This window comes from Streptomyces sp. NBC_01003 (genome assembly GCF_045162695.1).
In the GTDB taxonomy this organism is placed as follows: Bacteria; Actinomycetota; Actinomycetes; order Streptomycetales; family Streptomycetaceae; genus Streptomyces.
Genome location: NZ_CP108708.1, coordinates 34,982 through 57,321 on the forward strand (window position 1 = coordinate 34,982; position 22,340 = coordinate 57,321).

Consider the following 22,340-nt stretch of genomic DNA (forward strand, 5'->3'; position numbering starts at 1 on the left):
GAACCGCGCGGGTCAGAGCAGCTCTGAGATGGCCTTCACCCCCGCCGTAAACGGCGGAGCACTGGCCAAGATCAGAGGTAGAGCAGCACGAGCTGGTATGCCACATGCTCGGCCGCTGCATCCACAAGCCACCTGGCGCCGTGGCCGCGCCTTCGCGCAGCGCACTCGGAGTCAGAGCCTGTCGGCGTGGTCCAGATCGGCCAGGAGGCGCTCCACGTCGGTCATGAGGGATCCGTAGACATGCCAGGCACCCGGCTTGACCAACGCGCCCCGGCCGATGAGGTCGGTCATGGTCTCGTGCCACGCCCGGGCACCGTCGATCGCTTCGCGCAGTCCCTCGCGGGCTTCCGCCGGGCGGGCTGCGCTCTCGGCCTCGGCCTCGACGAACGCCTCGACTGCCTGCCCTGCCAACTTGAGCATCTCGGCGTACCGATCGAGGAACTGCTGTCCCAGGTGGTGGTCGGTGTGATCGTCGTACACGTTGTCGGCCAGCGTTCGAGCGATTCCGCGTACCTGGAGTGATACTCCGTGCAATGTGTTGAGCATGTCACCGTAAGTCACAGGCCGGTGTCGCGGACGCACCACCCAGCAGGTATTCCAGCGCAGGCTCTCCTGCCCTTGCTGCACGTGCTCGCGCGCATCCGCGACCCGCCGCCCCAGGCCTCTGCCGTCCTGCACCCAGCCATGCGCGCGGGCGGCATGCTGCCGCTCTCGCAGCCCGTGGCCCATATCGCGCAGCAATGCCCCCATGACTCGGGCGAGGTCTCGAACCGCGTCATCGGATTCCTCCAGATGCATTGGTGGCAGGACCAGCGCGTTCACCGCAACACCCACCACGGCGCCGCTCAGCGCCGCAATCGCCGTGAAGACGACGTTCCCGACCGGTGCGGCGGCCGCAGTGGCGAGCGTGAGAACCGCCGTCGATGCGACCTGAAGCCGCTCGTCGGAGGCTCGACGCCCAGCCGCGACCAGGGCGATCCCCACGATGCCCGCGATGCTTCCGGCGGTGGATCCCAGCAACCACACGGTGCCAAGCGCCAACAGCACTCCCATCGCCCGGGTGGCAACGCTCCGAACAGCCTGCGTCACAGAGCGGTACACCGTCGCGGCATTGACCATGAGCAGCGCGGTGGCGACAGCCACATACGACGACTCTCCCGGGATCCAGAGAGTGGCGGCCTCCCAAGCAAGCAGCGCCGCGAGCAGATTCTTGGTGCCGTGCACCAGGGCATGCCGTCCCCAGCCCGGACGGGTCGTCCCAACGATTCGCGACAGCAGAAGCCGCGGGCCCAGCAATGACGGCACCCGGCCTTGCCGGCGAGCGATAGTTGAAGATTGCACAATTCACAGAGTCGCACATTTTGCCCGGTTTGAGTGAGTGGCGTCCCCCACAGCGACCCCTGATCCAGCCAACCAGGCGACCACGTTGCCCTCACGGCACCGAAGCGGCTACCTCAGCCCAAAAATCCCTCCGCCGTCCATCTGTGCCAGCGGTCGGTACAACGAAAGGTTCAGGGCCGATCTACAGGAAGCGTGGCCAATGACGGACCACGAACAGCAGCGCAGGCGGGGGCAGTTCCTCCAGCAAGCCAAGGGAGCGCAGGGTATCTGGGACCGTGAGATCGCCTCCCCCAACGGGCCGCTGCCGGGCGTGGTGCTCGATGTGCTGGAGCACCACGACGGCTGGGTCGGGCACGTGCCGCTCGTGACCGGCCGACCAGCGAGGACATCAACAACGCCGCGGCCGCCATCGAGGAGGCGTGGGACCTGCTGCCTGGGTCAGTGGCGGTCGACTCCGGCGGCAGCGGTGCGCAGCTCTGGGTCTACCAGCGGCCCTCCGCCGCCCGGCACCACCGGCTCCGGCCGATGAGCGTCGCCTCCCGGCGCGGACAACAGGCCTCAGCCGGCTGATACAGCCACGCGTGCCGGGGCGGTGGGGCGGGTGGTGTGGTTCTACAGTGCGCAGGTGTCCTTGGAATCCTCTTCGCCGGGTGGGCGGCTGTCTGTGGGGAGCCGCGGGTGGGTGTGGTGGCTGCCGTTCGCGGCGGTGGCCCTGGACTTGATCTCGGAGGCCGCCCTGGGCGGGCGGGAGCCGGTCAGTTTCCTGCTCACGGGTGTTCCCCCGCTGGTCGCCGCGACGCGCGGGCCCAGGGGCACCGCCGTTTCGGTGGTGGTGTGTCTAGGACTGCAGATGCTGATGGCGTGGCGACGTCCGGGCCACTTCGGCGAGCAGCACCACGTGGCGCTGTATGTGGCGACGTTCCTCATCGGCGTGGTCAGCGTCCTGCTCTCTGTGCAGCGGGAGCGCGCGCAGAGGCATCTGATCCGGGCGAATTCGGTGGCGGAGGCCTTGCAGCGGACCCTGCTGCGGCCCGTACCGCCCCGGATCGGGCATGTGCGCGCCGCCGCCCACTACACAGCCGGGGAGGGAGGCACGCTGGTCGGTGGTGATCTCTACGACGTGTGTGAGACGCCGTTCGGAGTACGGGCGATCATCGGCGACGTGCGGGGCAAGGGACTGGACGCGGTGCAGGCGGTGGCCGCGGTCCTGGGCGGTTTCCGGGTGTCCGCGCACGAATGGAAAGATCTCGCCCTCCTGGCGGACCGGCTGGAGCTGAGCATCGACCGCAACGTGACACGCACAACGGTCGGCGACCCCGAGCTGTTCGTGACCGCACTGCTCCTGGAACTCGACCAGGACACCGTACGCATCATGGACCACGGCCACCCGCCCCCGATCGCCGTCGGCCCCCACGGCGCCCGCATCCTGGCGACAGCCCCCGCACTCCCCCTCGGACTCAAGGAGCTCTCTCCCGTCCCGGGGCTGACGACCTTGCACAGGCTGCAGCCCGGCGAAGTCCTCGTCCTCTACACGGACGGCATCAGCGAGGCCCGCAACTCCGACGGCGACTTCTACCCCGTCCTGGAACGGCTCACCGAACACTTCCGCGGCACACAGAGGACGGATCCGGAGGCGGTCGTGGCGTTCCTGGAGACCGACACCAGGAACTGGTCGGCCACCTCCGAGGGAGACGACCAGGCCGTACTCGCCATGGCCCTCATGTCAGCTACCCGGTCGTGAACGACCGGGCTTGCTACTTGAGTCATCACTGGCTGTGATGGGTTCGGCTGCGTCCAGTTCTCACGTGATGAGGGTGAGTTCAGCGGCCGTTGACCGGGCCCCGCAGACCCACATGTGCCACCCACGGTGGGCGATGTTGTGGGACGCGTCGTGGTCTGCGTGATCAACGAATCCGCAGACCCGGGGCCGAAAGGAGCGTGCCCGAAAGTCCGGCGCCGATGTCGCGGTGGACCAGGAACCGGACGAGCGGAGCGGTTGGTGGGCGTCGCCGTCGACGGGGTCGGTCGCGGTGGCGACCAACGTCGTGCGGCGTCTGGCATGGGCCCTGCTGATCTCCGGCCCGCTGCTGGGTGGTTGGGCGATCGTGTCGCAGCTGGCCGCGGATGCTCACCCCGCCCCGGTGGTGCAGTTCTCCAGCGGCGACACGACGGGCCCCGGCGGGTTCGCGGAGATGTACGTCGCCGCGTTCCTGCGCGCCGGCGAAGGATCGCAGGGCGAACTCGCCGCTTTCTACCCGCGGGCCGAAGACCTGGAGCTGGGCGGCAAGCCCGACACGGTGCAGGTCGGCCGGATCGCCGCGGTGCGCGTGAGGGAGGTGGCGCCCGGACGGTACTGGCCGGTGACGTCGGTCCGGCACATACCTGTCGTGGTCAGTGTGTGCCATCCGCCGGTACTTCCCGGCGACGGGTGCGGGTCGGCAGGCTCGGTGTCTCGTCCATCGTGGACCAACTCCACGTAGCACACCGGGAGAACTCAATGGATATCCGGCAACTCCGTACTTTCCACCGCGTGGCCGAGTTGGGGAGTTTCACGCGAGCCGCAGCCGAGCTGAACTACGCGCAATCCAGTGTGACGGCTCAGATCAAGAGTCTGGAAGTGTCTCTGGGCAGTGATCTGTTCGAGCGGGTCGGCGGCAAGGTGAAGCTCACACCGGCCGGTACGCGTCTGCTGCCCTACGCGGGCCAGATGCTCTCGCTGGCCGACGAGGCACGCGGGGCGACCTCCCCCGACGCCCAGCCCGAGGGCGTGCTGACGATCGGGACGATGGAGAGCATCACCTCCTATCGGATGCCGGCGGTTCTCGAGTACTTCCACCACCGCTACCCGCGGCTGCAGATCGCTCTCCGGCCCAGTCTGTGCGCCGAGACACTGCACTCTCTGCGCCAGGGGGTGTTCGACGCGGGCTTCCTGATGGAGGCCGAGACACAGCACTCCGGTGTGCACAGTGAGGTGCTCGGGGCGGAGCGGCTGGTCGTCGTGGCCGCGCCCGGGCATCGGCTGGCCGGTGAGTCGAAGGTGGCCACGGACGACCTGCGTCTCGAGTCGGTCCTTGCGCCGGAGGCCGGGTGTGCCTACCGGGAGCTGCTGGAGGCGGAGCTGAACGACGGCACCGGAGAGCCGGTGCCGTTCCTGGAGTTCGGCAACATCGAAGCGATCAAGCGTGGCGTCGGCGCCGGGCTCGGGGTCAGCCTGCTGCCCCGCATGACCGTGCTGGACGAGCTGACCGCGGGCTCGCTCGTGCCGCTGGCCTGGGAGGTCCCCTTCGAGCTGTACACGCAGGTGGCGTGGCGCAAGGGGGCTCAACTCTCCCGTGAACGGCAGGTGTTCGTGGAGAAGGTCATCGACTTCCTGAGCCGGGAGTACCAGGAGCAGCAGGTGCCCTGATCAGTGCTCCGCCCCCGGCGCGCAGGAGTCCGGCCAGAATTCCATGCGATTTCTTCATGCTGCGCATGAATGGATTAGCTTTATCGATCGATTCAGACGATAACAGCTATCTGTTTCACCGAATGGGAATCCTGGACTTTCGGCCAGGCGCCGCAGAGACTTTTAGAGTCCCAGCTACACACCAGGGGGAATCAATATGTCCCAGGTCATGCTTCCGTCCAAGCGCTTTGTCGTGTCGAGCGTGTCCTCCGACGCCCACATGTGGAATCTCGTTTTCCTGCAGCTGCTGCTCGAGGAACAAGGAGCCCAGGTAACGAACTTGGGGGCCTGCGTCCCCGATGACCTCATCATCGAGGAGTGCCTCCGGTCGAGGCCGGACGCCCTGGTCATCAGCACGGTCAACGGGCACGGGCACCTCGACGGGCTGCGACTGATCCGCCGAATACGAGACCGCCCTGAATTGTCCGATCTGCGCGTGGTGATTGGAGGAAAGCTCGGAGTGCGTGGCGCCGAGAACATTGTGTTCGCCGAAGAATTGGCCCTCAGTGGATACGACGCGGTATTCGAGGCCGATGGTGGTATCGAGGGCTTCCAGGAGTTCCTCGGCACGCTCGACAGCAACTCCGCGCGGCCGGCTCTTGTTTCTTCGGGGGCGGCGGCATGAGCGAGTTGTCGCACGCATCGCTGTCCGGGGCCTTCGTGGACCGGCCGCGGCAGGGCGGGCGGTTCTCCCGCTACGTACACGAGGCACACGCACAGGGCCGGCTCGTGGTCCAGCCACGCATGGGCTTCGCGGACCTGGCCACGATGCGCGAGGGGCTGCTCGGTGTGCGCGGCGCCGACGCCACGGCCACCGGCACGATCACCCTGGACAGCTACACGCGGGTCAACGACCACGACTCGGCGCGCCAGGCGCTGCGTACGGGCGCGGAGTTGAACGGGTTCCCGCTGGTCGCCCACGGGGCTGGCACGACGCGGGCGCTGCTGGATTCGGTGTCGGGTCCGGACTTTCCCGTTCAGGTCCGCCACGGCTCGGCTCTGCCGTACCCGCTGTTCGAAGCCATGGTCGAGGCGGGGGTCGACGCCACCGAGGGCGGACCCGTCTCGTACTGCCTGCCGTACAGCCGCGCGCCGATCAGCCAAGCGGTCGAGGCGTGGGCGCGGTGCTGTGAGCTCATCGCCGAGCAGTCCGAGCCGATGCATCTGGAAAGCTTCGGCGGCTGCATGCTGGGTCAGTTGTGCCCGCCGAGCCTGTTGGTGGCGCTGAGTGTCCTGGAGGCTTTGTTCTTCCGTGAGCACGGGCTGAGCGACATCTCGTTGAGCTACGCGCAGCAGACGCATCCGGGGCAGGACCTGGAGGCGATCGCGGCGCTGCGCCGGTTCGCCGGCGAGCGGCTCGGATCGGCCACCTGGCATGTCGTGCTCTACACATTCATGGGTGTGTTTCCGCGGACGCCCACCGGGTCCTTCCGGATCCTCGAGGAGAGCGTGCGCCTCGCGGTCCGCAGTGGCAGCGAGCGGCTGATCGTGAAGACGCCGGCGGAGGCGCACCGTATTCCGACGATCGCGGAGAACGTCGACGCGCTGGAGTTCGCGGCGTCCATCGCCCGCGACGAGGCGGCGCGTGGCGCCGAGATCGCCGCGACCGACTCCGGGATCTACGAGGAGGCGCGGCGGCTGATCGACAGCACGCTGGAGCTCGCGCCGACGGTGGGCGAGGCGCTGATCCGGGCGTTCGAGCGGGGCTTTCTGGACGTGCCGTACTGCCTGCACCAAGACAACGCCAACAAGTCGCGCGCCTATGTGGACGCGGGCGGCATGTTGCAGTGGGCGGAACCGGGGCGGATGCCGTTGAACGTGGTGCGCGGGACGGCTCGGCCGGTGAGCGCGAACGGTCTGCTGACCATGCTCGGTTTCAACGAGCGCCGGTTCGACCGGGAGCAGCTCACACACAGTCATCTGCGCAGCGTGCAGTACGCGGACCGCACGCACCCCCGGGAGCTGGCATGACGGTACGCAACACCTCTTTTCCCAAGGTTGGTTCCTATTCGAGGAGCATGTCGTGAGTACACCTACGCTCGACGCGGTGCGTCGTCGCGGCGCTCTGCGTGCGGTGGTGAGCCGTGGTATCCGCGGCCTGTCGATGCGTGGCGACGACGGCCGCTGGTCGGGTCTCGACACCGATGTGGCGCGCGCGGTGGCCGCGGCCGCGGTCGGTGACGCGGAGGCCGTCGAGTGGGTTCCGTCCGATCCCGCGGACCGGCTGTCCACGCTCGCGGCCGGCGATGCGGAGCTGACCGTCGCGAACGTGAGCTGGACCCTGGGCCGTGAGGCTTCGTCGCCGGTGCTGTTCGCCGGGGTGACGTGCTACGACGGCGAGGGTTTCCTCATCCGCGCGGACAGCGGCATCACACGGCCCGAGGAGCTGGCCGGCCGCCGGGTCGCGGTCCAGGCGGGCACGACGAGCGCGGCCAACCTCGCTTCCTGGTACGGGAGTCGGGGTCTTGCGGTCGAGCCCGTCGCCCATCCGACGCCGGCGCTGACACTGGCCGGTTACGCGAGCGGCGCGTGCGCGGCCTACGTACTCGACCGGGTGGCGCTGGCCGGTGAGCGCGCGGCGCTCGACGATCCCGGGGCGCACCGGATTCTGGACGCGGCCATCTCCCGTGAGCCGATGGCCGCCGCTGTCCGCGACGACGACGCCGCCTGGTTCCGGCTGTGCCGCTGGGTGCTGCAGCTGCTGGTGTCCGCTGAGCTCCACGTCGACGAGGCCGGCGACCGGGAGAAGGCGCTCGCGCAGGCCGCCGAGGCGGCGGGGGCCCATGGCCCGGCCGTCGGCCTCGACAAGGACTGGGCGGTGCGGGTCCTGGACGCGGTCGGCACCTACGCGGACGTCTACGAGCGCAACCTCGGCGCGCACTGCGGCCTGGCCGTGCCGCGCGGCCTCAACGAGCTGTACACCCGCGGCGGTCTGCAGTACGCCGTGCCCCTGCACTGACGCCCGTGGTGCGGGCTCCTCCCGCAGCACGCATCTTTCCCCACTTCCCTCTGCGAAAGGCATCTTCATCATGAGTACCGACACCCGGGCACCGGGCACCGAGAAGAAGGGAGCGATCGAGCTGACCCTCGCCATGGTGCTCTCGGGCACCCTTGGCGTCTTCGTCATCGAATCGGGCGCATCCCCGTTCAACGTGGTCTTCTTCCGCTGCCTGTTCGGCACCGCCGCTCTCGGCCTGTACTGCCTGGTACGCGGGTTCTTCAAGAATCACGGTTTCACCGCGAAGAAGCTCGGTCTCGCCGCGCTCGGCGGCGTCTTCATCGTGTTCAACTGGGCTTTCCTCTTCGAGAGTTACGAGGGAACGTCGATCTCGGTGGCGACGGTCGTCTATCACACGCAGCCGTTCTACGTGGTGCTCCTGGGGGCACTGCTGTTCCGCGACAAGCTCACGGCGACCAAGTTCGGCTGGCTCGCCGTCGCGTTCATCGGTCTGATCCTGGTCGCGGGCGTGTCCGCGTCCGACCTGACAGGCAGCGGGGACAGCTCCTACCTGACGGGGCTCGGATACGCACTGCTCGCCGCGGTCTTCTACGCCATCTCCACGGTCATCACCAAGCGGGTCACAGGAGTTCGCCCGCACCTGGTCGCCCTGGTGCAGTTGGTGCTCGGCATCTTCCTCCTGCTGCCGTTCACCTCGCTGGGCGAGATGAAGGGCATGGGCAGCGACTGGGGCTGGCTGGTCGGCCTCGGGCTGATCCACACCTGCGTGATGTACGTCCTCATGTACTCGGCGTACCAGAAGCTCCCCACGCCGAAGATCGCCGTGCTCGCCTTCGTGTACCCGGCCATGGCGATGCTCATGGACTGGGCGGTGTACGGGCACAGCGTGAGCCTGCTGCAGGCGCTCGGCATCCCGCTGATCGTGGCCGCGAGCCTGGGCATCAACCTGGGCTGGTCCTTCAAGCGGCAGGCGGCGAAGGCCCCGGCGGTGCCGGCCGCCGCGGACGACACGAACGTCGAGATCACGGCCGGAGGCACGCGATGACCCTCGTAAACGATTCCCGCGCGCCGCGCATCGCCATCGTCGGGGCCACCGGAGCCGTCGGCAACACACTGATCGACCTGATCGAGCAGCGCGGGCTGCGCTATCGCGACATCCAACTGGTCGCCTCGGCCCGCTCGGCCGGTACCGAGCTGAGCGTCGACGGGGCTTCTTACCCGGTGCAGGCCGTGGACGAGTTCGACTTCTCCTCCGTGGACCTGGCGTTCTTCTCGGCCGGTACGGAGGCCAGCCAGCAGTGGGTGCCGAAGGCCACCGCGGCCGGCGCCGTCGTCATCGACAACACGATCGCCTACCGCATGGACCCGGACACGCCGCTGGTGGTTCCGCAGGTCAACGCGCACGAGCTGGACGAGCGGCCGAAGTCGGGCGTGATCGCCAACCCGAACTGCTCGACGATCCCACTGGTCCGGCTCCTGAAGGGCATCGAGCAGCGGTGGGGCATGCGGCAGGCCGTCGTCAGCACCTACCAGGCTGCGTCGGGTCTGGGCCACCCCGGCGTGGAGGAGCTCAAGGACGCCAGCCGGGCGGCGCTGGATGAGCCCGACGAGGCTTACCCCAGCAAGGAGTTCACACCTTCGCTGGCCTTCAACGTCATTCCGAAGATCGACCGTTTCCTCGACACCGGCTTCACGCTCGAGGAGCAGAAGATGCTCCAGGAGTCCCGCAAGATCCTCGGGATCCCGCATCTGGACGTCACCACCACCTGTGTCCGGGTCCCCGTGGTCACCGGGCACTCGGAGGCCGTCTGGATCGAGGCCCAGGGCGTCGTGGACCGTGCCGAGCTGGTCGAGGTCCTCGCCTCCCTGCCCGAGGTGACCGTGCACGACCGTGAGTCGGTGCGCGAGTTCCCGACGCCGACCACGATCAACGACCCGAACCGGGTCCACGTCGGCCGGGTGCGGGTCAACCCCAACAACCCGCGCGCCTTCTGGCTCTGGCTGGTCGCCGACAATCTCACCATCGGAGCCGCCCTGAACGCGATCCAGATCGCCGAGGAACTCATAGCCCGGGAGACGGTGTGACGACCGGGGCGCCCGCGGCGCACGTCAAGCCGCCCGTGGTGCTGAAGTTCGGCGGCTCCAGCTTCCGGACGCTGGCCGCGTACGGGCAGCTGGCCGAGGCGCTCTCGCGCAGAGTGCAGGAGGAGAACGTACGCCTGGTGGTCGTGGTGAGCGGCCAGCCGGGCGAGACGGAGCAGTTCCGTGAGCGGCTCAGCCAGGTCAACTCCCATCCCGAGGACGAGACCGTCGCGGGTCTGCTGACGCTCGCCGACACGGTGGGTGCGCAACTCCTCGCGACGGCGCTGCACCGGGCGGGTCGCAGCGCGGCCGTGCTCGCCGGCCACCAGTTGGGACTGACCACCGACTCGGCGTTCATGTGGGCCCGCTTGGAGCACACAGATCCCGAGCCGCTGCGCACCGCGCTGCGGGAGAACGAGGTCGTGGTGGTGCCCGGCGGTCAGGCCGCCGACAAGGAGGGCCGGCCGACCTGGCTGGGCAAGAACAGTTCGGACCTGTCGGCCGTGGCGGTGGCGGCGGCCGTGGGCGCGCCCCGCTGCGAGGTCCACTCGGACGTCGACGGCATCTACAGCTGCGACCCGCACCTGATCACGGGTGCGCAGCTGCTGGGCGAGGTGTCGTACAACACGGCGGCGCTGATGTCGCTGTACGGCGCGAAGGTGCTGCACCGAAGGGCGGTGCGGCTCGCCCAGCGCAACAAGATCGAGATCGTGTGCCGCTACAACCGGGACCCCTTCACCATCGGATCGGTGATCGGCAGCGCCGGCTCGTCGGTGGCCGCCGTCGTCCTGAACCAGCGCTCCGCGGCGCTGCGTTACGAGAGCGACGAACTCGCCGACCAGGCGTACGCGGTCTTCCACGGCGCCAACATCGACGTGGTCCGCCTGACCTCGGGGCCGCTGGTGGCGATCACCGGCGGTTTCGTGGACCTGCCGGAGTTCCAGCGGCGCAACGGGATCACCCCCGGCGAGTACGCGGGTGTCCCGGTGACCGCGGTGCGCGGCAGCCAGGTGGCGACCCAGCTGGCCAGGGACGAGGAGGACGCCCTGCACCTGTCTCAACGACTGCACGACTACGTGAACCGCCCGAGCGCGGACCCCAACGCACCCCTGCTCGAGATGCAAGGAGTCTAAAGACATGACCGCGACCACCGACCACGGCGTCCCGGCCACCGCACCCCACATCGTGCAGACCTTTACCGAGATCGCACTGCCGGACGCCGTGCGCGACGGTCTGGGAGAGCAGCTGGAAACCCTGCCCGATCCCGACATCGACATCGACCGTTCGATGGCCAGGCTGCTGCAGATCTTCGCGACGCTGCCGACCGAACTGCTGCAGCAGATACTGGACTTCGGCCGGCACATCGACACTCCGGGCGTCTCACTCGTGAGCAACCTTCCCGTGGATTCCGTCCTGCCCGACACCCCCTCGGACGGCGGCCCCAGTGTCGACAAGGCCTCGTTCGTGGCCGAGGGCGTGCTGCTCGGGCTGAGCGGTCTGCTCGGCGAGCCGATGGGCGTACTGACGGAGAAGGCCGGGCAACTGGTCCACGACGTGATCCCGGTGCCTGGCGGTTCGATGACCCAGACGAACCAGGGGTCAGAGGTCTTCCTCAACTTCCACAGCGACATCATGCACGACGTCATCGGCCGATATGACGTCGCCAATCCCGACTTCCTGGTGCTCAGTTGCCTGCGTCCGGATCACGAAGGGATCGCCGGCACCTTCTACGCCGACGCCCGTGACATCTCGGCCGCACTGCCTGCGGCGACTCTGGAGACGCTGCGCAGCCCCCTGTTCCGGCTCAACGCACCCGGCAGCTACGTCCGCGACGTGGCCGACGGCCAGGAGGTCCTCTCCGACCCGGTGCCGATGATCGGCGGCCACACCTCGTACCCCGAGATCGCGATCTCCGCCAACGGCGTGCACCCGCTCACCAGCGGCGCCCGCGAGGCCCTGGACACCCTCCAGGAGGTCTGCGGGAAGGTCGCGCACAGCGTTCGGCTCCAGCCCGGCCAAGCCCTTCTGATCAACAACCGCAAGGGGGTGCACGCCCGTTCGACGTTCAGCGCGCGCTATGACGGCCAGGACCGCTGGCTGCAGCGCACCTACGTGCGGCGCAGCCTGTGGAACGTGCGCTACCGCGTCACGGACGACAACCGCCGGGTGCACTACTGATCCGTTGCCCCCGCGCAGCCGCCCCGTTCCGGTCCCGGGCGATCCCCGGGCCCGGAACGGGGCCTTCGTGTGTCGTGGCGCGGTGGCCTCGACCGGTCATGCCTCTGGGGGCCAGGCGCGGAACCGTCCCACCGCCTGCTCGGCGACCCATGATCTACATACCCGCAATCACGCGGCAGCGATACGAGGGAGACCATGGGTACGACACTGGCGCGCAAGACATGGGACGCCCATGTCGTACGGCGCGGGAGCGGCGGCGACGACCTGCTGTACGTGGATATGCAGTTGCTCCACGAGGTGAACACCCCTCAGGCCTTCGACCGGTTGCGCGCGGCGGGCCGCACGGTACGCCGCCCCGACCTGACGGTCGGCACCGAGGACCACAACACGCCGACGCTCGCCCTCGACCGGGTCATCAAGGACCGCGAGGGGCGCCGGCAGGCCGAGCTGATGCGGGCCAACTGCGCCGAGTTCGGCATCCCGCTGCACCGGTTCGGCGACCCCGGGCAGGGCATCGTCCACGTCATCGCGCCCGAACTCGGCCTGATCCGGCCCGGCATGACCGTCGTGTGCTGCGACTCGCACACCACCACACTCGGCGCGTTCGGCGCGCTCGCCTTCGGCATCGGCGCCAGCCAGGTCGAGCACGTGCTGGCCACCCAGACACTGCCCATGCGGCCGCTGAGGACCATGGCCGTCGACGTCCGCGGGACGCTGCCCGAAGGGGTCAGCGCCAAGGATCTCGTGCTGGCGCTCATCGCCCGGATCGGGACGGCCGGCGGCCAGGGCCACATCATCGAGTACCGCGGCGAAGGCGTACGGGCGCTGTCGATGGAAGCCCGGATGACGCTGTGCAACATGTCGGTGGAGGCGGGGTCGCGGGCCGGGATGGTCGCCCCGGACGAAACGACGTTCGCCTACCTCTCCCAGTGCCCCGGTATGCCCGAGGGCGCGGCGTGGGACGCCGAAGTGACGTACTGGCGCAGCCTGGTCAGTGACCCGGACGCGCGGTTCGACAAGGAGGTCGTCCTCGACGCGGCCGGACTGAGCCCGTACGTGTCCTGGGGCACCAACCCGGCGCAGAGCGTCCCGCTGGACGGGCAGGTGCCCGCGGCCACGGACTTCGCGACCGCCGAGGAGCGGGCCGCCGCCGAACGGGCCCTGACCTACATGGACCTGAAGCCGGGCACCGCGATGCGCGACGTCGCCGTCGACACGGTGTTCCTCGGCTCGTGCACCAACAGCCGCATCGAGGACCTGCGGGCGGCGGCCGACGTGCTGCGCGGCCGGAAGGTCGCTGACGGGCTGCACATGATGATCGTGCCCGGCTCCGCACAGGTGCGCCTGCGGGCCGTCGAGGAGGGCCTGGACCGGGTGTTCGCCGAGGCGGGCGCCGACTTCCGGGCGGGCGCGGGCTGCTCGATGTGCGCAGCGCTCAACGAGGACCGGCTGCTGCCGGGTCAGCGCGCCGCGTCCACCAACAACCGCAACTTCGAGGGCCGGCAGGGCCGCGGGTCGCGCACCCACATCGTCTCGCCCACCGTGGCCGCCGCGACGGCCGTCACCGGACGCCTGTCCTCGCCCGCCGATCTGTGAGACGGAGCCTTACGTCATGGAGAAATTCACCCGGCACACCGGCAGGGTGGTGCCGCTGCGCCGCACCGACGTCGACACCGACCAGATCATCCCGGTTCGGTTCTGTGCGAGCACCAGCCGCAGCGGACACGCCGACGCGCTGTTCGCCGACTGGCGCTCCGAGGCCGACTTCGTGCTGAACCGGCCCGAACTGCGGGGTGCGGACATCCTCGTCGCGGGCAACGACTTCGGCACCGGGTCCTCGCGCGAGTACGCGGTCTGGGCGCTGCAGGACTACGGCTTCCGGGCCGTGATCGCGCCCCGCTTCGGCGACATCTTCCGCGGCAACTCCCTGATGAACGGGCTGCTGACGGTCGTGGTGCCCGGGTCCGTGGTGGAGCGTCTGTGGGAGCTGACGGAGGCCGACCCGTCGCTGGAGGTCACCGTCGACCTTCAGGAGCAGCAGGTGCGGTGCGGACAGCTCGTGCAGCCGTTCACCATCGACGAGGACGTACGGCGCCGGCTGCTCGGCGGCCTGGACGCCATCGACGACACCCTGCGTTTCGCGGCGGACATCACCCGGTACGAGGCGGGGCGCCGGCCTGCGCTTCCGGTGACGCGGACCCCCGTGCCGGTGCGCTGATGAAGCTGTCGCAGTGTGCCGCCTTCGTCGCCATCGCCGACACCGGGTCGTTCACCAACGCAGCCCGGGCACTGGGCATCAGCCAGTCCGCGGTCAGCCACGCGATCGCGGGTCTCGAGGCGGCGCTGGGCGCGACGCTGATGGAGCGCGACCGTGCCGGGGTCCGGCTCACCGACGCGGGGCTGCGTGCCCTGGAACCGTCGCGCGTCATGGTGGTGCAGGCCGAGCGGGTCCGCCAGGTCGTCCGCGGCGCCGGAGCCGAGCCCGAGGGGCCTTTGCGGATCGGCACCAGCCAGAGCTTCGCGGCCCGGCTGCTGCCCGCGGTGATGTCCGAACTGCACGTGCGCTACCCCCTGCTGGAGATCAATCTGCGAGAGGGAAGCGACACCCAGATCACCCAGTGGCTGCGCGGCAACGGCGTCGACGTCGGGATCGTCACCCTGCCCAAGCGGGGCCTGACGACCGTTCCGCTGCTGCAGGACGAGCTGGTCGCGGTGGTGCCGACCGATCATCCCGAGGCCGGGCGGCCCCCGTTGCGCATCGACCAGCTGGCGACGGATCCGTTCCTGATGCCGGTCGGAGGTGTCGAGGTTCTGGTGCGTGCGGCGTTTCGCACGGTGGGTCTCGAACCCGGGGTCGGCCACCACGTGCGGGACATCAACGCGCTGCTCGCGATGGTCGGCGCCGGTCTGGGGGTGACGGTCCTGCCGCGGCTGGCCCTGCCGCTGGTGCTGCCCGACGTGCGGCTGGTGCCGCTGTCGCCTCCGGTCGTGCGGCATCTGGGACTCGGGATGCGGCTGGGTTCCCAGGGCTCCCCGGCGGTGGAGGCGTTCGTCGAGGCGGCGCGGCCGCTGGCGCTGCGCAGTGACCAGGGGAGGCGGCCCGTTGCGGTGCGCTGAGGTGTCATGCCACCGGGCGCGTCGGGGCGTGGCGGATGCCGAGCACGGTGCAGCCCGTCTCGGTACTGACCTGGTGGACGCTGCCGGGCTCCTCGATCACCAGGTCGCCGGGCCGGTAGCGGTCCCCGTTGCTGTTCCGCAGCTCGCCGTCCAGAACGACGATGAGCTCGTGGCCGAGGTGCTCGTGCAGGTCGCCGTGGGCTCCCGGTGCCATGCGGGTGATCATCGCGGCGCCGTTCGCGGCGTCGTCGGTGACGTACAGGCGGTGGACGTCGACGCCGGCCCGGCCGGGCTCGGCCCAGCTCTCCCAGGACAGCGCGTCGAGGCCGATGGGGTCGAAGATGTCGCGCACGACGGTGACGGGACGGGGCTGCGCGTCGGTGGCGGACGGTGCCGGGGCGGTGGCCTGGGCGGTGACGAGAGACATGACGGTGCTCGCTTTCTCTGCGGGTCGAGAAGAGGGGCGGTTCGGTGGGCGGGACGCCGCGGACACGGCCTAGGTCGCGGACACGGCCTGGATGCTGAGGGCTGCGGACGTGGCCGGGGCGGCGGTCCGCAGCGGCGTGACGATGTCGACCGCGATGGCGTCGGCGTTCTGCACGAAGTCCGTCCAGAAGCCCGGCCGGCTGCTTCCGCCCTGCATGAACCACCGGGCGTGCTCGGTGGGGATGCCCAGGACGTACAGGTTCCGGTCGGCCTCGCCGTCCCGGTCGAGCGGGTGGAAGGGGGCCTCGGTGACGGCCACGCCGCCGGTGTCGAAGCGGTCGCCGTCCGCGCCCCGGTTGACGTACGACGTCCAGATGCCCTGCGCGCACAGGTTCCGGGTGAGCGGGTGCGGGTCGGTGCGCACGTCGGGCGTGGGGATGCGGGCGTCGACGACGGTGTCGACGAGCACCCTGGACCCGGCGACGTACGGCGAGTGCACGGCGAACCGGCCGGAGGCGGGGTCGGGCACGAAGCGCGTGTCGGGGCCCGCGATGCGCAGCAGTCCGCACGCCAGGAGCGCCATGACCTGCTGCAGGCGCGCCCGCGGCGGGCCGGCCGCGAGGAAGGAGCTGCGGGGCACGTACCAGCCCAGGAAGTCCTCGCGGTGCGAGGTCGGGGTGAGTCCGGCGAAGTCGACGAGCGAGCGGATGACGGCGCGCGAGTCGCGGATGACGTCGAGGGCGGCCTTGAGCGGGTCGTCGACGTTGCCGGCCTCCGCGTGTGCGAGGTCGTCGGCGAGCGCCCCGGTCAGCGCGGCGGCGAAGTCCTCGGGGCTGTCGAAGTGGCGGCCGGTGAAGGGGCGGGCCTGTTCGTCCAGGTCGATGCGGGGCACGTCGCCGAGGCCGTATCCGGTGGCGATGGCGACGACGTCGGGTACCCCGTCCTCGGCGGCCGCGACCACCTCGGCCGCGAAGGCCGCGGACTTGCCGGGGCCGTGGCGGGCGTCCAACGTCGTGGCGTAGTAGACGAGTTCGACCTCGGCCATCAGCCAGGGCAGGGCATCCTCGGCGAAGGAGATCTCGCCGTGGGCGCGGTGGGCGAGGATCCGTTCGGTGGTGAACAGGACGTGGTCGTACCGGTGGTCGTGGTGCTTCTGGTTGCGTCCGCGGGCCGGCAGGGGCATGGCGCTGCGCGAGCCGGCCACGAGCACCGGCTCGGTGCCGCTGGGCCGGTAGACGAGACCGCCGCGGCCGTCGTCCTCGAAGCGGCCGCCGCGCCCCTCGGTGAGGGCGGCCATGACGTCGTAGAAGGACAGGCCGAGGCCGAGCACGCCGACGGGGCTGCCGGCCGGGATGGCGTCGAGGGGCATGTCGGCCGCCGAGTCACCGGCGATGTAGCGCAACGCGGCCTGCCCGTCGGCGAATTCGGCGAGCCTGCTCTGGTTCCCGGAGGGGCTCGGGGTGGCGTGGCCGGTCGTGAGGACGACGCGGTCCACGGTGAGGTGCGCGCCTTCCCGGAACGTCAGGCGATATCGGTCCGCGGAGCGTTCGAGCCGATCGACGGTCGCCTTTACGGGAATCAGCCGCACATTTTCCGGCAGACTTTCCTCGATTGTTTTGAGGATGAATTGCATGTAGCGTCCGTGCAGAGCGCGCGGGGCATAACTGTTGGGGCCCGGGTACGCGGGGTCGACGGACTTCCACCACTGGGCGAGGGACGGGCCCGCGCCGGGTCTCGCGGGGCCGCCGTCCGGCTGTCCCGAGAAGGCGGAGACCTCGTCGGCGACCGTGTTCATCAGAAACCATTTCGGCTGGTCGGTACGCCATACGCGGCCGGTGCCGATCTCGTGCGAGTCGATGAGATAGATGTCGGTGGCGTCGCGAAGGGGCTGCTCCGCGACGCGGGCCGCCATGCGCTCCAGGATCGAGAGTCCCCGTGGACCGCTCCCGACGATTGCCACCTTCATGTCCGACACCTTTCGATAAGCGGGTTCATGCCCCGCTCGTCCGGGGCTTTCCTTCTCGCTGTACCCAAAAGATAGGAGTCGCTGTATCTACTGTTCAAGACAGCTTTATTGATGCTTCGCATGAGAGTTGTTCATGGAATTCCGCCGCACCGTCGGCGGAGCAGGAAGGCGGAGAAATGAGCAGGGCACTCCTCGTACTCGATCTCATCAACGAGATCGTGCACCCGGACGGCAAGTACGCGGCCGACGGCTACCACGCGCAGGCGGTGGAGCGGGGCGTCATCGAGCGCACGGCCGAGGCGATCGCGCGCGCCCGCGCCGCGGGGATACCGGTCATCTATGTCGTGGTCGGCTTCACGGAGGGCTATCCGCAGTGGCCCGCGGTCTCACCGGTCTTCGAGAAGGCCAGGTCCGACGAGCGTCTGCTGCTCGGGAGTTGGGCCACGCAGGTGCACGACGCGCTCGCGCCGCTGCCCGGTGAGCCGGTGGTCGCCAAGCACCGCATCAGCCCCTTCCACGGCACGAACCTCGAGGTGCTGCTGCGCACCCAGGGCATCGACACCCTGCTGCTCACCGGTGTCTCCACAGAGCTCGTGGTCCTGACCACCGCCCAGGCGGCGCACGACCGGGACTACCGCGTGCAGGTCCTGGAGGACGCGACGCTGGCCGGTGACAGCGAGATCCATGAGGCGGCGCTGAAGGTGCTGTCCCGGATCTCCACCGTCACCACGGTCGCCGACGCCCTGCCCGCGCCGGCCGCATGACGGCGAGGAGCCACGACATGAGCAACCGAGCCGCGGCCCGCTTCGGCGGCGTGCAGAAGTCGGCGACCTACGCGGTGTTCGACATGGTGGCGCAGATGCGCGCGCAAGGTGTCGAGGTACTGGATCTGGGCGGCGGCGAACCGGACTTCGACACTCCGGCCCACGTCGTCGACGAGGCGGTGAACGCGCTGCGGGACGGCTTCACGCACTACACGCCCAGCCGCGGACTGCCCGACCTCCTCGACGCGATCGCCACGAAACTGGCCAAGGACAACGGCATCACGGTCGACCCCGCCACCGATGTCATCGTCACACCGTCGGCCAAGCACGCGCTGTTCGCGGCGCTGGTGACCGTGCTCGACCCCGGTGACGAACTGCTGGTGCCGACGCCGAGCTGGGTCAGCTACACGGCGATGGCCCGGCTGATCGGGGCGCTCCCGGTGCAGATCGCCCTCGACGGTGCGAACGGCTTCCGGATCACCCGGGAGCTGCTCGAGGAGCACGTCTCACCGCGCACGAAGGCACTGCTGGTCAACTCCCCCAACAACCCGACCGGCCACTGCCTGACGCACGACGAGGCGCGGGCGATCAGCCGGTTCGCGGCCGAGCACGACATCCTCCTGATCTCGGACGAGATCTACGAGAAGATCGTCTATGACGGGCGCGAGCACCTGAGCCTGGGCGCCCTGGCGTGCTGCGCCGACCGCACCATCACGGTGAACGGCTTCTCCAAGGGCTACGCGATGACGGGCTGGCGCCTGGGGTACGCGGCCGGGCCGACGGATCTGATGGCGCAGATGCTCAAGGTGCAGCAGCACACCGTGGGCTGTACCGGCTCGTTCGTGCAGCGCGGGGGGATCGCCGCGCTGACCGGGGCGCAGGAGCCGGTGCGGGAAATGGTCGAGCAGTACGCGCGGCGCCGTGCGCTGGTGGTGCGCGAGCTCGACTCCCTTCCGGGCGTGGCCTGTTCAGCGCCCGACGGGGCGTTCTACGCGTTCGCCGACATCCGCGGCACGGGGTTCGCCGACGCGGCGTCCTTCGCCCAGTGGGTGCTGGAGCGCACCGGTGTCGCGCTGATGCCGGGCTCGGCCTTCGGGCCGGGCGGCGAGGGCTTCGTCCGGCTGTCGTTCGCGACGTCACCCGAGGTGCTCCGGGCGGCGTGCGAGCGGATCGGCCGGGCGCTGGCCGAACGGGCCTAGGACGTCGCGATTCGCATGCACCAGGGCCCCAGGCGATACGGCGAGTTCAAGGGGTTGTCGCAACACAGTGATCAACTGGCTGTCTCCAGGAGCTCAGCCAGGCGCTCGGCTGGGGTTACCAGCCGAGCGTTTTACGTGGGCGGCTGTTGAGTTCGGCGGCGACAGCGTCCAGGTGGTCGCGGGTGTGGACGGCCAGGTCGGCGCTCTTGGGGAAGTGCTGTTCCATCAAGTCACTCCCGGCCAGGGCTCTCGCCCTGTGGACCGCCGTGGACATCTCAACGGACAGCCTTTCGGCACGTGTTCTCCGAGTCACCCGACGGTCCCGCCGGACCTCTCCCCTCGAAGAGGCCCGGCCCGCCAACGCTGCACCGATAGGTGTTCTCGTTCGATCCGCGCTGCCGGGGACTGGCCGGATCGCAGAAGCAGACCGGGACGCCGGTGGCGACGGTGAAGGCGTGGTGGGCGCCCATTTCGACGCCCTGGTCCCAGGTGAGGGAACGTCTCAGCTGTGTGGGCAGGGCGGCGACGCGCCGCGTCGCACCCCGTGGATGCGATTCCTCCCGGGCGTGAACGCCCGGGGTTCCTCGCAAGAACCCGCTGAAGAAGCAGTCATACACAAACTGACGACGGATCTCCGGCGCAGGCCACCAGGGCTTGTCCCGCCTGCCCCGCGGCGTCTGGCATGCACGCCCTAGGCGTGCTGCGGGACCCGCAGGCCGAGCAGGCTCAGGGCGCCGCGGGCCGCCGCGTCGAAGGGTTCCGCGGTGTCCGCGGACCGGGCCATCACATAGCCGCCCTGCACCACGGCGGCGAGCATCGCGCCCACGGCCTGGGGGTCGAGTTCCGCACGGAACTCGCCGCTCTCCTGGCCTTCGGCGACCAGGTCGGCGAGACGGGAGCGCAGCCAGGCGAACACCTCGTCCAGCGGCGCCCGCAGGTCGCTGTTGTTGACGACGTCGAAGTCCATGGTCAGGCGCCCGATGGGGCAGCCGCGCAGCACGTCGCGCTCCCGCTGCAGATAGGAGGCGATGCGCCGGCCGGCCGGGCCGGGCCTCGAGAAGTGGGCCTCGGCCATTTCCTTGAGTTCCTGCGCGCTGCGCCGCATCGCGGCGAGCGCGAGCCCCGCCTTGCCGTCGAAGTGGTGGTACATGCTGCCGACTCCGACACCGGAGCGCGCCTGGATGGCCTTGGGACTGGTGCCGGCGTAGCCGCGCTCCCACAGCAGCTCCCGGGTGGCTTCGATCAGGCGTTCTGCACTCGACATGGCGGCACTCTATCCACGGGCCGCCGGGGGCGGCCAAGGCTTCTACGGGATACCCGATCAGGCTTTTCGATGCCCTGCCATCAGGCATTCTGCCGGGCCGCCCGGCGCCGGACCGACAGGGCGAGCAGGGTGCCGGTGGCGAAGGCGGCGGCGGCGATCCCGGCGGACAGGCGCAGTCCGGAGGTGAAGCTGCCGGAGGCTGCGACGAAGGTGCCGAACAGGGCCACGCCGACGGCGCTGCCGACCTGCCGGGAGACGTTGAAGACGGCGGAGGCGATGCCGGCGCCGGAGGCGGGCGCGGCCTCGATGATGGCGGCGGTGGCGGCGAGGGCGGTCATCGTCTGGCCGAGTCCGGTGGCGATCAGGGCGAACAGCAGCACGGGGTAGGGGGTTTGGGGGCCGGCCAGGACCCAGCCGAGGAATCCGGCGGCGCCCAGGGCGAGACCCGCGGCCATCGGGACGTACGGGCCGGTGCGGGCGGTGATCCGGCTGAACAGCGGGGCGGCGATCAGGCCCATGCAGACCGAGGGCAGCAGGGCGAGGCCGGTGGTCAGGACGGTGTAGCCGCGCTCCTGCTGGAAGTAGAGGGTGGTCAGGAAGAGCATGCCGTAGTAGCCGAGGCTGATCAGCAGGCCGATGGCCGCGGTCGAGGTGAAGGCGCCGGAGCGGAACAGGGACGGCGGCAGCAGCGGGGCGCGCTCGGTGCGGCCGGCCGCCTCGCGTGCTTCGAGGGTGCGCTCGAGCACCGCGAAGGCGATCAGTGCGGCGGTGCCGAGGCCGAAGGCCGACAGGACCAGCGGGGACGTCCAGCCGTGGGAGCCGGCCTCGTTGAGGCCGCCGGCCAGGGCGACGAGACCGACGATGCCGAGGACCTGACCCAGAGGGTCCATCCGGCGGGCGTTCGACTTGCGGGCGGAGGCCGGGACGTGACGGAGCGTCAGGAAGACGGCGAGGGCGCCGACCGGCAGGTTCAGCCAGAACACGGAGCGCCAGTCGAACCCGGAGACCAGCAGTCCGCCGACGGCCGGTCCCGCGCCGAAGGCGACGGAGGCGACCGCACCCCAGATGGCGATGGCCCGGGCACGCAGCGCACGATCGGGGTAGGTGGCCTGCAGCAGGGCGAGCGAGGCGGGCACGAGCAGCGCGGCGCCGGCGCCCTGGCCGAGCCGTCCGGCGATCAGCACGCCGGGGGTGGCGGCGAAGCCGCAGGCCAGTGAGGCGAAGGTGAAGACGCCGAGGCCGGTCAGGAACATCCGGCGGTGTCCGAGGCGGTCGGCGAGTCCGCCGCCGAGCAGGAGGAGGCCGGCGAAGACCGTGCTGTAGCCGTCGACGATCCACTGCATCGCGGAGGCGCCGGTGTCGAGCGAGGCGCGGATGTCGGGGATGGCGACGTTGACGACGGTGACGTCGAGCATCACCAGGAAGTAGCCGAGGCTGAGCGCGATCAGCGGCCCCAGGGCGAGCGCGGGCCTGCTTGCGGCGGCGGGGGCGGCGGCCTGCGGTGGTGTCGTGGGGCCGGGGCTGGGGGTGATCTCCGTTGTGGTCATGGCACGAGCTTCGGTGCCAGTTGTTTCGCTGCACGACGAAGTGTCGTTGTCA

20 protein-coding genes and 2 pseudogenes are annotated in these 22,340 nt (G+C 69.9%); 15 read left to right on the forward strand and 7 right to left on the reverse strand.

From position 1 onward, the window contains the following. Positions 1-171: 171 nt before the first annotated feature. A complete protein-coding gene (locus OG698_RS47925) occupies positions 172-1,224 on the reverse strand; it encodes a hypothetical protein (RefSeq protein WP_331729187.1) in 1,053 nt (350 codons plus the stop codon). 742 nt (positions 1,225-1,966) lie between these two features. Between OG698_RS47925 and OG698_RS47930 the strand changes: the two genes are divergently transcribed. The 13 genes from OG698_RS47930 (at position 1,967) to OG698_RS47990 (ending at position 15,122) form a co-directional block, all read left to right on the forward strand. Further along, a complete protein-coding gene (locus tag OG698_RS47930; protein ID WP_406111857.1) occupies positions 1,967-3,082 on the forward strand; it encodes a PP2C family protein-serine/threonine phosphatase in 1,116 nt (371 codons plus the stop codon). A gap of 226 nt (positions 3,083-3,308) precedes the next feature. Further along, complete coding sequence (locus tag OG698_RS47935; RefSeq protein WP_331729193.1) at positions 3,309-3,821, forward strand: hypothetical protein; 513 nt, start codon at positions 3,309-3,311, stop codon at positions 3,819-3,821. Between the two features lie 17 nt (positions 3,822-3,838). Next, positions 3,839-4,747 (forward strand): LysR family transcriptional regulator, encoded by a 909-nt coding sequence (locus tag OG698_RS47940; RefSeq protein ID WP_331729197.1) that lies wholly within the window; start codon positions 3,839-3,841, stop codon positions 4,745-4,747. A 196-nt stretch (positions 4,748-4,943) separates the two neighbouring features. Next, entirely contained in the window at positions 4,944-5,411 is a 468-nt protein-coding gene (locus OG698_RS47945; protein ID WP_331729200.1) for a cobalamin-dependent protein, read from the forward strand. Further along, entirely contained in the window at positions 5,408-6,757 is a 1,350-nt protein-coding gene (locus tag OG698_RS47950) for a methylaspartate mutase (RefSeq protein ID WP_331729203.1), read from the forward strand. The genes OG698_RS47945 and OG698_RS47950 overlap by 4 nt, the downstream gene beginning before the upstream one ends. A 52-nt stretch (positions 6,758-6,809) precedes the next feature. After that, positions 6,810-7,745, forward strand: a complete 936-nt coding sequence (locus OG698_RS47955) for a transporter substrate-binding domain-containing protein (RefSeq protein ID WP_331729206.1) — start codon at positions 6,810-6,812, stop codon at positions 7,743-7,745. A 70-nt stretch (positions 7,746-7,815) separates the two neighbouring features. Then, entirely contained in the window at positions 7,816-8,790 is a 975-nt protein-coding gene (locus tag OG698_RS47960; RefSeq protein ID WP_331729209.1) for a DMT family transporter, read from the forward strand. Next, positions 8,787-9,830: an aspartate-semialdehyde dehydrogenase gene (locus OG698_RS47965; protein WP_331729212.1), complete on the forward strand. Its 1,044-nt coding sequence runs from the start codon at positions 8,787-8,789 to the stop codon at positions 9,828-9,830. The genes OG698_RS47960 and OG698_RS47965 overlap by 4 nt, the downstream gene beginning before the upstream one ends. After that, the gene (locus tag OG698_RS47970; protein WP_331729215.1) at positions 9,827-10,960 is read left to right on the forward strand and encodes an aspartate kinase; all 1,134 of its coding nucleotides are present in this window, start codon (positions 9,827-9,829) and stop codon (positions 10,958-10,960) included. Before OG698_RS47965 ends, OG698_RS47970 begins: the two co-directional genes overlap by 4 nt. A 4-nt stretch (positions 10,961-10,964) precedes the next feature. Further along, positions 10,965-12,005: a TauD/TfdA family dioxygenase gene (locus OG698_RS47975; protein ID WP_331729218.1), complete on the forward strand. Its 1,041-nt coding sequence runs from the start codon at positions 10,965-10,967 to the stop codon at positions 12,003-12,005. A gap of 195 nt (positions 12,006-12,200) precedes the next feature. Then, positions 12,201-13,601, forward strand: coding sequence for a 3-isopropylmalate dehydratase large subunit (gene leuC / locus OG698_RS47980; RefSeq protein ID WP_331729221.1), 1,401 nt, complete (start codon positions 12,201-12,203; stop codon positions 13,599-13,601). Between the two features lie 16 nt (positions 13,602-13,617). Beyond that, positions 13,618-14,223 (forward strand): 3-isopropylmalate dehydratase small subunit, encoded by a 606-nt coding sequence (leuD, locus tag OG698_RS47985; protein ID WP_331729224.1) that lies wholly within the window; start codon positions 13,618-13,620, stop codon positions 14,221-14,223. Next, the gene (locus tag OG698_RS47990; protein WP_331729227.1) at positions 14,223-15,122 is read left to right on the forward strand and encodes a LysR family transcriptional regulator; all 900 of its coding nucleotides are present in this window, start codon (positions 14,223-14,225) and stop codon (positions 15,120-15,122) included. The genes leuD and OG698_RS47990 overlap by 1 nt, the downstream gene beginning before the upstream one ends. 4 nt (positions 15,123-15,126) lie before the next feature. Here OG698_RS47990 and OG698_RS47995 read toward each other — a convergent pair whose 3' ends face one another. Both OG698_RS47995 and OG698_RS48000 read right to left on the reverse strand, forming a co-directional pair. Then, positions 15,127-15,549 (reverse strand): cupin domain-containing protein, encoded by a 423-nt coding sequence (locus OG698_RS47995; protein ID WP_331729230.1) that lies wholly within the window; start codon positions 15,547-15,549, stop codon positions 15,127-15,129. 69 nt (positions 15,550-15,618) lie between these two features. Continuing rightward, entirely contained in the window at positions 15,619-17,514 is a 1,896-nt protein-coding gene (locus tag OG698_RS48000; protein ID WP_331729233.1) for an FAD/NAD(P)-binding protein, read from the reverse strand. A gap of 176 nt (positions 17,515-17,690) precedes the next feature. On the opposite strand from OG698_RS48000, the gene OG698_RS48005 reads away from it, so the two are divergent. After that, complete coding sequence (locus OG698_RS48005; RefSeq protein WP_331729236.1) at positions 17,691-18,278, forward strand: isochorismatase family cysteine hydrolase; 588 nt, start codon at positions 17,691-17,693, stop codon at positions 18,276-18,278. Between the two features lie 17 nt (positions 18,279-18,295). Beyond that, positions 18,296-19,477, forward strand: coding sequence for a pyridoxal phosphate-dependent aminotransferase (locus tag OG698_RS48010; protein ID WP_331729239.1), 1,182 nt, complete (start codon positions 18,296-18,298; stop codon positions 19,475-19,477). Positions 19,478-19,548: 71 nt separating this feature from the next. Here OG698_RS48010 and OG698_RS48015 read toward each other — a convergent pair. The 4 genes and pseudogenes from OG698_RS48015 to OG698_RS48030 form a co-directional block, all read right to left on the reverse strand. Continuing rightward, positions 19,549-19,706, reverse strand: a pseudogene (locus OG698_RS48015) (IS30 family transposase); the annotation flags it as partial. 138 nt (positions 19,707-19,844) lie between these two features. Continuing rightward, a pseudogene (locus OG698_RS48020) lies at positions 19,845-20,004 on the reverse strand (IS30 family transposase); the annotation flags it as partial. 164 nt (positions 20,005-20,168) lie between these two features. Continuing rightward, positions 20,169-20,741: a TetR/AcrR family transcriptional regulator gene (locus OG698_RS48025; RefSeq protein WP_331729243.1), complete on the reverse strand. Its 573-nt coding sequence runs from the start codon at positions 20,739-20,741 to the stop codon at positions 20,169-20,171. A gap of 80 nt (positions 20,742-20,821) precedes the next feature. Next, complete coding sequence (locus tag OG698_RS48030) at positions 20,822-22,288, reverse strand: DHA2 family efflux MFS transporter permease subunit (RefSeq protein ID WP_331729247.1); 1,467 nt, start codon at positions 22,286-22,288, stop codon at positions 20,822-20,824. Between the last annotated feature and the right edge of the window lie 52 nt (positions 22,289-22,340).